12 protein-coding genes are annotated in these 9,243 nt (G+C 67.3%); 1 reads left to right on the top strand and 11 read right to left on the bottom strand.

Features of this window, described 5'->3' with window-relative positions; translation table 11 throughout:
• Window positions 1-114: 114 nt before the first annotated feature.
• Both ruvA and ruvC read right to left on the bottom strand, forming a co-directional pair.
• The gene (gene ruvA, locus QZV72_RS13505; RefSeq protein WP_297009150.1) at window positions 115-756 is read right to left on the bottom strand and encodes a Holliday junction branch migration protein RuvA; all 642 of its coding nucleotides are present in this window, start codon (window positions 754-756) and stop codon (window positions 115-117) included.
• On the bottom strand, window positions 753-1,286 hold the full coding sequence (gene ruvC / locus QZV72_RS13500) for a crossover junction endodeoxyribonuclease RuvC (protein ID WP_297009153.1): 534 nt from the start codon (window positions 1,284-1,286) through the stop codon (window positions 753-755). The genes ruvA and ruvC overlap by 4 nt, the downstream gene beginning before the upstream one ends.
• Before the next feature lie 160 nt (window positions 1,287-1,446).
• Here ruvC and QZV72_RS13495 point away from each other — a divergent pair, with 160 nt between their 5' ends.
• Window positions 1,447-1,869, top strand: coding sequence for a DUF3817 domain-containing protein (locus QZV72_RS13495; RefSeq protein ID WP_297009148.1), 423 nt, complete (start codon window positions 1,447-1,449; stop codon window positions 1,867-1,869).
• 69 nt (window positions 1,870-1,938) lie between these two features.
• Here the strand turns inward: QZV72_RS13495 and QZV72_RS13490 are convergent, their stop codons facing one another.
• The 9 genes from QZV72_RS13490 to QZV72_RS13450 form a co-directional block, all read right to left on the bottom strand.
• A complete protein-coding gene (locus tag QZV72_RS13490) occupies window positions 1,939-2,694 on the bottom strand; it encodes a YebC/PmpR family DNA-binding transcriptional regulator (protein WP_297009146.1) in 756 nt (251 codons plus the stop codon).
• Window positions 2,695-2,878: 184 nt separating this feature from the next.
• A complete protein-coding gene (pdxT, locus tag QZV72_RS13485) occupies window positions 2,879-3,502 on the bottom strand; it encodes a pyridoxal 5'-phosphate synthase glutaminase subunit PdxT (RefSeq protein ID WP_297009145.1) in 624 nt (207 codons plus the stop codon).
• The gene (locus tag QZV72_RS13480) at window positions 3,499-4,401 is read right to left on the bottom strand and encodes an acyl-CoA thioesterase II (RefSeq protein ID WP_297009144.1); all 903 of its coding nucleotides are present in this window, start codon (window positions 4,399-4,401) and stop codon (window positions 3,499-3,501) included. Before QZV72_RS13480 ends, pdxT begins: the two co-directional genes overlap by 4 nt.
• A gap of 3 nt (window positions 4,402-4,404) precedes the next feature.
• On the bottom strand, window positions 4,405-5,301 hold the full coding sequence (pdxS, locus tag QZV72_RS13475) for a pyridoxal 5'-phosphate synthase lyase subunit PdxS (protein ID WP_297009142.1): 897 nt from the start codon (window positions 5,299-5,301) through the stop codon (window positions 4,405-4,407).
• A gap of 111 nt (window positions 5,302-5,412) precedes the next feature.
• Window positions 5,413-5,889: a hypothetical protein gene (locus QZV72_RS13470; protein WP_297009140.1), complete on the bottom strand. Its 477-nt coding sequence runs from the start codon at window positions 5,887-5,889 to the stop codon at window positions 5,413-5,415.
• Window positions 5,886-7,058 carry a glycosyltransferase family 4 protein gene (locus QZV72_RS13465; protein ID WP_297009138.1) on the bottom strand — a complete coding sequence of 391 codons (1,173 nt, stop codon included), beginning with the start codon at window positions 7,056-7,058 and terminating at the stop codon, window positions 5,886-5,888. Before QZV72_RS13465 ends, QZV72_RS13470 begins: the two co-directional genes overlap by 4 nt.
• Before the next feature lie 5 nt (window positions 7,059-7,063).
• Entirely contained in the window at window positions 7,064-7,993 is a 930-nt protein-coding gene (locus QZV72_RS13460; protein WP_297009137.1) for a phosphatidylinositol mannoside acyltransferase, read from the bottom strand.
• A gap of 18 nt (window positions 7,994-8,011) precedes the next feature.
• On the bottom strand, window positions 8,012-8,680 hold the full coding sequence (gene pgsA, locus QZV72_RS13455; protein ID WP_297009136.1) for a phosphatidylinositol phosphate synthase: 669 nt from the start codon (window positions 8,678-8,680) through the stop codon (window positions 8,012-8,014).
• A complete protein-coding gene (locus QZV72_RS13450) occupies window positions 8,680-9,225 on the bottom strand; it encodes an HIT domain-containing protein (protein WP_297009151.1) in 546 nt (181 codons plus the stop codon). The genes pgsA and QZV72_RS13450 overlap by 1 nt, the downstream gene beginning before the upstream one ends.
• Between the last annotated feature and the right edge of the window lie 18 nt (window positions 9,226-9,243).

Here is a 9,243-nt window from a genome sequence, read left to right as displayed (position 1 = left end):
TGCCCCGACCGGTCCGGTCGCCCCGGTGGTCTCCTCGTGCCGCCGGTCCACCGGTCCCGGCGCTGCCGAGATCGAACTCCGTGCGTTCGACGTCTCCCATGCCGCCCCTCCCCGCTACCGTCGTCCGCCCAGACGTGACAGGGCGCCACGGAGCAGCACGGACGCGTCCGGCACAACGTCACCGGAGGATTCCACCGCCAGGGTGGAGACCGTCTCCGCGGCTGCGGCCTCCGGGAATCCGAGTCCTACCAGTGCCTCGACGACCTGCGCGGTCACGGCGGTGTCCACTCCGGGCACGGTGGACGCGACCGCCGGTGAGGCACCGTCGTCTCCGGTGGTCGGCACGACAGCGACGTAGGCGTCCAGTTTCCCCTTGAGGTCCACTGCCATCCGGTCTGCCAGCCGTTTTCCGACGCCGGGAGCGCGCTGGAGTGTCTTGACGTCACCCTCGGCGACGGCCGCGGCAATCTCCGCGGGAGTGAGGACCGACAACAGAGCCATCGCCATGCGGGCGCCGACCCCGGAGACGCTCTGAACCAGGGCGAAAAGCTCCCGGCTCGCGGCGTCCGGGAAAGCGTAGAGGGTCTGGGAGTCCTCGCGTACCACCATGGTCGTGAGGACGGAGACCTCCTCACCGCGCGGCAGGTCGGCGAGAGTCCGGGCGGTGGCCTGGCAGAGATAGCCGACACCGCCGCATTCGATGACGACATGGTCGAGCCCCTTGTCCACCACGGTGCCGCGCAGGGATGCGATCACTGTTGTCCACTCCTCTGTTCCTGTTGTTGTCGGTTGACCCGGGCGAGTTCACCGGTCCGTGCGATAAATGGTGCCCGCCAGCAGTGGCACACGGCCAGCGCCAGAGCGTCGGCGGCGTCCGCCGGTTTCGGAGGTTCGGACAGGCCGAGAATCCTGGTGACCATGCTGGTCATCTGTTTCTTGTCCGCGCGACCGTTACCGGTCAGCGCCTTCTTCGCTTCACTGGGAGTGTACTGGTGCACCGGAATGCCCCGACGCGCCGCACTGAGCATGAGGACGCCGACCGCGTGGGCGGTGTTCATCACCGTGGACACGTTGCCGCGTTCGAAGACCCGCTCGATGGCGACGACCTGCGGGGAGTAGTCGTCCATCCACTCCTCCACGGCCACCGACAGACGCAGCAGCCGCTCAGGCAGCGGAACCTCGTGCGGAGTACGGACCACACCCACCGCCACCGGGAGCACCGCCCGTCCGTGGCCCGCCTGGACCACGGACAACCCGCATCGGGTGAGTCCCGGGTCAATGCCCATCACCCGGAGCCCCTGCAGATCCGACACCGGACACCTCCGCTCAGTCCCGTCACTGTTACCGACACAGATCCTAGCACAGACGTGCGAAATCCAGGTGCGGTGAACGTCACTAACCCGGCACGCCCGCAGGTACCCCGGTCTGGGGTAGGATCGGACCCCGATGAAACCTCAGAAACTCTACCGCGTAATCGCCGATATCGAGGCCGTGACCTGGGCACTGCTGATCCTCGGCATGCTCTTCAAATATGTTTTCGACCTCACCGAGACGGGGGTGAAGATCGCCGGACCGATCCACGGTCTGGCGTTCATCACCTTTCTCGTCGTCACCGCGCTGGTCTGGGCGAACAACCGGTGGTCTGCGGGCCGTGGCCTGCTCGGTGTACTCTGCTCGGCGATCCCGTTCTGCACCATCCCGTTCGAACGCGCTGCCGCACGTGCCGGGGCACTGGACGGTGGATGGCGCAACGACAACCCGTTGCTGGCCGCGCTCACCCGTCGCCCGAGGGTTACTTTCGGCGTCCTCGCCGGTGTGATCATCGTGGTCTTCGCGGTCATGATGGTCATCGGCGGACCGTTCAGCTGACCAGTTCCCCTACCCCCCGGTAGCACACGACGACCCCGACCCGCCGGGGGCGGCCGGAGTCCCGTGGGACTACTCCGCGTCGAGCTCCGCGAGGACCTCGTCGGAGACGTCCATGTTGGTGAAGACGTCCTGGACGTCGTCGGACTCCTCCAGAGCGTCGATGAGACGCAGGATCTTCCGTGCCCCGTCAGCGTCGAGCGGGACCTCCACGTCCGCCCGGTAGTCCGGATCGGCGGAATCGTACTCGATTCCAGCCTCGGCCAGAGCTGCGCGGACCTTCGCGAGATCGGCGAGATCAGAGACGACCTCGAACTTCTCACCGAGATCATTGACCTCCTCCGCACCGGCGTCGAGCACCGCCATCAGCAGGTCGTCCTCGGTGTTGTCGCCCTTGTCCAGGATGACGACACCCTTGCGGTTGAACAGGTACGACACGGAACCGGCGTCCGCCAGGTTGCCGCCGTTCTTGTTCATCGCGGTACGCACGTCGGTGGTGGCGCGGTTGCGGTTGTCGGTGAGGCACTCGACGAGCATGGCCACACCGTTGGGACCGTAGCCCTCGTAGACGATGGTCTCCCAGTCCGCGCCGCCGGTCTCCTCACCGGAGCCGCGTTTACGCGCACTCTCGATGTTGGTGTTCGGGACGGAGGCCTTCTTGGCCTTCTTGATCATGTCGTCGAGCGTCGGGTTCCCCGACGGATCTCCACCACCGGTACGGGCGGCGACCTCGATGTTCTTGATCAGCTTGGCGAACTCTTTACCACGCTTGGCGTCGTTCGCAGCCTTCTTGTGCTTGGTCGTCGCCCATTTGGAGTGGCCACTCATGGGATACCTGTTCTTCCTCGGTCGGTTTCTGTCGGCACCATAGTAGTCCACCCCGGCGGGTGCCCGCCCCCACAGGGCCACGGAGAACGCACCGGACACGGCGGACCGGATACCGGCACCCGCGATCGGGGGCAGGAGACGCCCGGTGACACACGCACCCCGCCCCGTGCGCCTCAGCCCCGGGTCACACGCCGATCCCCGCCATGTCCAGGAACAGCCGGTGCATCCGGTCGTCGCCGGTGAGCTCCGGGTGGAAGGAGATACCCAGTGCCGTCCCCTGTCGGACCGCGACGACCGCGCCGTCGGAACCGCCGGCGGCGGCATCGTCGACACGGGCGAGTACCGTCACCCCCTCCCCGACTCGTTCCACCCGGGGAGCTCGGATGAACACGGCGTGCACCGGCGCAGCGTCCGCCGTGTCAGTGACCCCGACGACCTGCAGATCGGTTTCAAAGGAGTCGATCTGCCGGCCGAAGGCGTTGCGCCGCACGGAGACGTCGAGCGCGCCGAGGCAGTGTGCGTCCGCGCGGGTGTCGAGAATCTCGGCGCCCAGCATGATCAGGCCGGCGCACGTGCCGAACGCCGGCATCCCCTCGGCGAGCAGCCCCCGCAACGGATCCAGCATCCCGCCGAGGTCGAGGAGTTTCGACATGGTCGTGGATTCACCACCGGGCAGGACGAGACCGTCGAGGTCCCCGAGCTGCGACCGGCGCCGGACCTGCCGGGTCGCCACCCCGAGGCGTTCCAGGGCTCGCTGGTGCTCGACCACCCCACCCTGCAGGGCGAGGACGCCGACCGTCGCCGTCACCGTCGGGTCTCCTTGATCGGCATGGCCTGTTTGCCCGGGGCGAGGGTACGGGTCAGTCCTTCCTGCACCACCGAGGCGACGAGATCTCCACTCTGGTTGAAGATCCGTCCGGTGGTCAGTGCACGGCCGCCGTGGGCGGAGGGCGAGGTCTGGTCGTAGAGCAGCCACTCATCGGCGCGGAACGGACGCATGAACCACATGGCGTGGTCCAGGGAGGCCTCCTGCACCTGTTCACCGTCGTGGGGCACCATGGCCGAACCGAGCAGCGTCATGTCGGACATGTACGCCAGAGTGCAGATGTGGAAGGTCTCGTCGTCCGGCAGCGGCAGTTTCGACCGGAACCACACGACCTGCTGCGAGGCGGCGTGCGGATCATGGTCGAACTGCTCCGGGGGCACGATGCGGATGTCCCAGTCCACCCAGTCCTGGACGAAGGCCCTGGTCGACGGCCGGGTGAAGGACAGGTCCGGGACGATCGACTCGGGTGCGGGCACGTCACGCATCGTGTTGGAGTGCTCCGGCCCGTTGTCGTCACGGATGTGGAAGCTCGCCTGCATGATGAAGAGGGTGCGCCCGTCCTGGACCGCCTTGACGGAACGGACACGGAACGAGCGGCCGTCCCGGATCTGGTCGACGAGGAAGATGATCGGCCGGTCGGAGTCGCCGGGGCCGACGAAGTAGCCGTGCAGTGAGTGCACGCGGTACTCGGGGCCCACGGTCCGTGTCGCGGCGACGAGCGCCTGGGACGCCACCTGTCCACCGAAGGTACGGCTCAGGGCAGAGGGTATGACCTGGCCGCGGTAGATCCCCGTGTCAATGCGCTCCAGATCGAGCACGTCGGTGATCCTGGGACGGCGCTCCGAAGGTGCGTCCCGTCGTCCCGGTTCGGTGGACGTCATGGTCTACCAGCCTCTCTCCGCGAGCCGGTGCGGCTGCGGGATCTCGTCGACGTTGATTCCGACCATCGCCTCGCCCAGACCTCGGGAGACCTTGGCGACCTCGGCGGGATCGTCGTAGTTGAGGGTGGCCTGGACAATCGCCTTGGCGCGCTTGACCGGGTCACCCGACTTGAAGATTCCGGAGCCGACGAAGACACCCTCGGCTCCGAGCTGCATCATCATCGCGGCATCGGCCGGGGTGGCGATCCCGCCGGCGGTGAACAGCACCACAGGGAGTTTACCGTCCGCGGCGACCTCGCACACGAGATCGTAGGGGGCCTGCAGTTCCTTGGCGGCGACGTAGAGTTCGTCAGGCGCCATGGAGGACAACCGGTTGATCTCGGCGCGGATGGTGCGCATGTGGGTCACCGCGTTGGAGACGTCACCGGTGCCGGCCTCACCCTTGGAGCGGATCATCGCCGCACCCTCGTTGATGCGGCGCAGGGCCTCACCGAGGTTGGTGGCACCGCAGACGAAGGGGACGGTGAAACCGAACTTGTCGATGTGGTTGGAGTAGTCGGCCGGGGTGAGAACCTCGGACTCGTCGATGAAGTCCACACCGAGACTCTGCAGGACCTGGGCCTCGACGAAGTGGCCGATGCGGGCCTTGGCCATGACGGGGATGGAGACGGCGTCTATGATTCCCTCGATCATGTCCGGGTCCGACATACGCGAGACTCCGCCTTCGGCGCGGATGTCGGCGGGAACCCGCTCGAGGGCCATGACGGCGGTGGCGCCGGCGTCCTCGGCGATCTTGGCCTGCTCGGGGGTGACGACGTCCATGATGACGCCGCCCTTGAGCATGTCTGCCAGGCCGCGCTTGACGCGCCCGGTGCCGGTGGTCGGGGTGTTCTCACTCATCGGTGATCCTCACTGGTGGTCGGCGGCTGTCGACGACAGCCGCCGACAGTCGGTAATTGTCCTAGGACAGTGTAATGGCATAGGACAAAAAGCGGAACCGCCGGGGCTCCGCTACTGTGTCCCGTCACCACCGGACATCGCATCGTAGTAGGCCGGCAGCGGCGCCGACCCCGCCAACCGGAACATCCGCACCACCGGACGCGACCGGAGACCGAGGGTGTCCCCCACCGCATCGTTGTAGAACCGGGCCGCCAGATCGACCTTGGTGGACGCCTCGACGAACGCCGGGTTCGTGCGTTCTCCGACAGTCAGGGTGCGCACCAGCGCATTCTCCGCGTCAGAACGCGCCCCCATCTCCTCGGCGCGCAGCGCGACCCCGCCCGCCCGGGCGGCGGCCTGCTGCAGGTCGGGGCGAAGCACACCGATGACCGCGCCCCTGGCCTGCAACGCGCCCTCCAGGTTCAGTCGGGCGGAATCGGTGCGGATGTGCAGCCGGTTCAGTCGGGACGCCGTCCCGGACAACCAGATGCCGAGCACCGCGACCACCGCGACGAGGAGGACCACGACCAGCAGCCAGACAGGGATCATGAGGGAACCACCTTCCGACCGGGTGTGACCACGGTCTCGTACACCTGCTCCACCCGGGTCGTCACCGTCTCCCAGTCGAAGTCGCGGGAGCGTTCGTCCCCCCGGGCCACCAGGTCGCGGCGTCCCGCGTCATCGGTGAGCAGCTCCACCGCGACACGCGCGAGGTCCCGGGCGGACCCGTTGGCGAACAACCGTCCCGCCCGGCCGTGGTCGGTGACCGCGGCAAAGGCCGGGATGTCACTGGCGATCACCGCTGCTCCCGCAGCCATTGCCTCCACCAGGACTATGCCGAAACTCTCCCCGCCGGTGTTCGGTGCGACGTAGACGTCGGACGCCGCCAGCGCCGCAGCCTTGTCCCCGTCGCTGACCCTGCCGAGTATGCGGACCGAGGGCCGTTCCGCCGTCACATCCCCGGCGTCGCCGACTCCGTCGACCCAACTGATCCTGGCGCGACGCAGCATCTGGTGCAGCTCCGAGACGTCACCACCACCTGCGACGACAACCTCCAGGTCCGGGACCTCCGCGAGAATCGCCGGCAGTGCCCTGAGCAGCAACGGGAACCCCTTTCGGGTCTCCTCGAAACGACCGAGGAACATCAGCCGGGGGCGGTCGGTCGCCAGACCGGGCAACGGGGCTGCCCGCCGGTAGTTGGCGGTGTCCACACCGTTGGGGATGAGCACGGGATCACCGGAGAGCATCTCCACCTGCCAGCGCCTGGCCTCCTCCGACACCGCGATGCCGGCGTGGATCTTCTCCAGGAAGGGACGCAGCACCGGCAGAAAGACCCGGAGAACCTTCGACTCACTCGCGGAGGCGTGGTATGTCGCCACCAGTGGACCGTTCGCCTGTGCGAGGGTGATCATCGAGTAGCTCGGAGAGTTCGGCTCGTGGATGTGCACCAGGTCGAAATCGTGCTCACCGATCCACCGGCGCAGATGACGCCAGGTCCTCGGCCCGAAGGCGAGCCTGGCGACGGACCCGTTGTAGGGGATGGAGACCACACCGGTCCCGACCTCCACGAAATCCGGGACGTCGGCGTCCTCGCTGCCGGGGCCGATGAGGCTCACCTCGTGACCACGCCGCCGCAGTTCCTCACAGAGTTCGATGGCGTGGACCTGCACACCCCCGGGCTCGTCGAAGGAGTAGGGGCAGACCATTCCGATCTTCACCGGGTTCAGCCCTCCAGACCCAGGCGACGTCGCCTCGCCTCGGAGAGATCATCGAACCACAGCGGCTGGAGCATGTGCCAGTCCGCGGGATGGGCGGCGATGTTCGCGGCGAAGGCGTCCGCCTGCTCCTGCACCATGGCCTCGAGTGACTGGGAGGCGTCGATCTCCTCCTGGATCGTGAGACCCCAGCCACCGTCGGTGAACCAGCAGTGCACCGGCATCAGTGCGGCACCGGTCTCCTGCGCAAGGCGGGACGCCCCGGCCGGCATGCTGGTCCGTTCACCGAAGAAGTCGACCTCGACACCCTTTCCGGACAGGTCCCGTTCCCCCAGCAGACACACCGTGCCGCCGGCCCGGAGCACCTTCTTCATATGGCCGAAAGGCGGCTCCTCACCGCCGGACAGGGCGAGCACCTCGAAACCGAGCGACTCCCGGAACTCGACGAACGCCTCGAAGAGACTCTCGGGTCTCAGGCGCTCGGCGACGGTGGTGAACTGCCCGAAGGTGTTCACCAGCCACATGCCCGCCATATCCCAGTTGCCGGAGTGCGGCAACACCAGAACCACGCCCCGCCCCCGTTCCCGGGCCACCGTGTAACGGTCCATGTCGGCGTCCGACAGACCGGCCCTGACCCGCGAGGCGAGTTCCGGCCCGGCGATACTCGGCAGCCGGAACGCCTCCGACCAGTAGCGCATGTAGGATCTCATGGAGTCCCTGACCAGTGCGCGGGTGACGTTGGCGTCCCCGACGACCCGGCCGAGATTGGCGCGGAGCTGCTCTGGCCCGGTGCCGTGACCGGAGGCGATGTCCGCGATCCGGTCGAAGAGGCGTGCGGCGAGTGGTGCTGGGATACGCCGCACGAGCGCCCAGCCGGCCCGGTATGCCAGGGAACTGAGCTGTTCAGACAGGGGGGGACGGGATGCCGTCTCGATCACGTGGATTCTCCTCTGGCGTTAGACGGTGTCGGTGTCCGGGAAGTTCTTCGCCCCGGTCGGAGCCGCGATAGTCTCGCCTGCCAGATCGGACCGGGCGACGATGACCAGCCGTTCGATGACGGTGTACACCGATCCCACCGCCAGGACGACGAGTCCGCCGCCGAGGATGTACGGAACCCCCAGGCCGGAGAGTCCCAGACAGACCAGGCCGATGATGAGGCGTTCGGGGCGCTCGATGAGGCCACCGTCGACCTTGATGCCGGCGGCCTCGGCGCGGGCCTTGACGTAGGAGGTCACCTGGCTGGCGATCATGATGATCAGTGCGCAGGCGAACAGTCCCCTGTAGGGTTCGTGCTCGCCCTGGAAGGCCATCCACCAGGCGATCGACCCGAACAGGACGCCGTCGGTGATGCGGTCACAGGTGGCGTCCAGTGTGGCGCCGAAGCGCGTGCCGCCGCCCCTCATCCGGGCCATCGTTCCGTCGATCATGTCGCTGGCGACCGCCACACCGAGGAGTACCGCGGCAAGGAAATGCCAGCCGGTGGGGATGAGCGCGACCGACAGGACGACGGCCACCGCGGTCGAGGTGATCGTCACCGCGTTCGGTGACACCCCCCACGAGACCAGTCGCCGGGCGATGGGTTCGACCACCACCGCCGCGGGACGCCGTCCTCGCACACTGAGCATTACTCTGTCTCCTCTGTACCGTCTTCTACGTCGTCACAGCCCTGCCACGCCGACGCCAACAGGTCCCTGGTCCGTGACAACGCCTGGACCAGGACCTTGGTCCCGTCAATCACCGTCATGAAGTTCGCGTCTCCGGTCCACCGTGGCACGATGTGCTGGTGGAGGTGGTTCGGCACCGATCCGCCTGAGGCGCGTCCCAGGTTCATGCCGATGTTCACCGCGTCAGGATTCGACACCCGCCGCAGCACCCGCACCGCCTTCTTGGTGAAGTCGGAGAACTCCGCGGTCTCCGATTCCGTCAGATCCTCGTAGGACGCGACCGGACGGTACGGGATAACCATCATGTGCCCAGGATTGTACGGGTAGAGGTTCAGAATGCAGAACACCTCACGCCCGCGCGCCACGATCAGCCCGTCCTCGTCCGATCCGGCGGGGAGGTCAACGAAGGGATCCTCGGGCTTCCTGGTCTTCGTGACATAGAGCGACCGGTAGGGGGCCCACAGTCTGGTGAGACGGTCATCGACCCCGGCTCCGGTGTCGGTCACCGGTTCCTCAGCGGAGTG

This window comes from uncultured Corynebacterium sp., assembly GCF_902782855.1.
In the GTDB taxonomy this organism is placed as follows: domain Bacteria; phylum Actinomycetota; class Actinomycetes; order Mycobacteriales; family Mycobacteriaceae; genus Corynebacterium.
This window is presented reverse-complemented; position numbering and strand designations above follow the sequence as displayed.

What these genes read in the sequence shown, in the direction of transcription:
- ruvC (WP_297009153.1), bottom strand. Translation starts at nt 1,286, where the DNA reads ATGGGCATTGACCCGGGACTCACCCGATGCGGGTTGTCCGTGGTCCAG.
- QZV72_RS13495 (WP_297009148.1), top strand. Translation starts at nt 1,447, where the DNA reads ATGAAACCTCAGAAACTCTACCGCGTAATCGCCGATATCGAGGCCGTG.
- QZV72_RS13490 (WP_297009146.1), bottom strand. Translation starts at nt 2,694, where the DNA reads ATGAGTGGCCACTCCAAATGGGCGACGACCAAGCACAAGAAGGCTGCG.
- QZV72_RS13480 (WP_297009144.1), bottom strand. Translation starts at nt 4,401, where the DNA reads ATGACGTCCACCGAACCGGGACGACGGGACGCACCTTCGGAGCGCCGT.
- pdxS (WP_297009142.1), bottom strand. Translation starts at nt 5,301, where the DNA reads ATGAGTGAGAACACCCCGACCACCGGCACCGGGCGCGTCAAGCGCGGC.
- QZV72_RS13470 (WP_297009140.1), bottom strand. Translation starts at nt 5,889, where the DNA reads ATGATCCCTGTCTGGCTGCTGGTCGTGGTCCTCCTCGTCGCGGTGGTC.
- pgsA (WP_297009136.1), bottom strand. Translation starts at nt 8,680, where the DNA reads ATGCTCAGTGTGCGAGGACGGCGTCCCGCGGCGGTGGTGGTCGAACCC.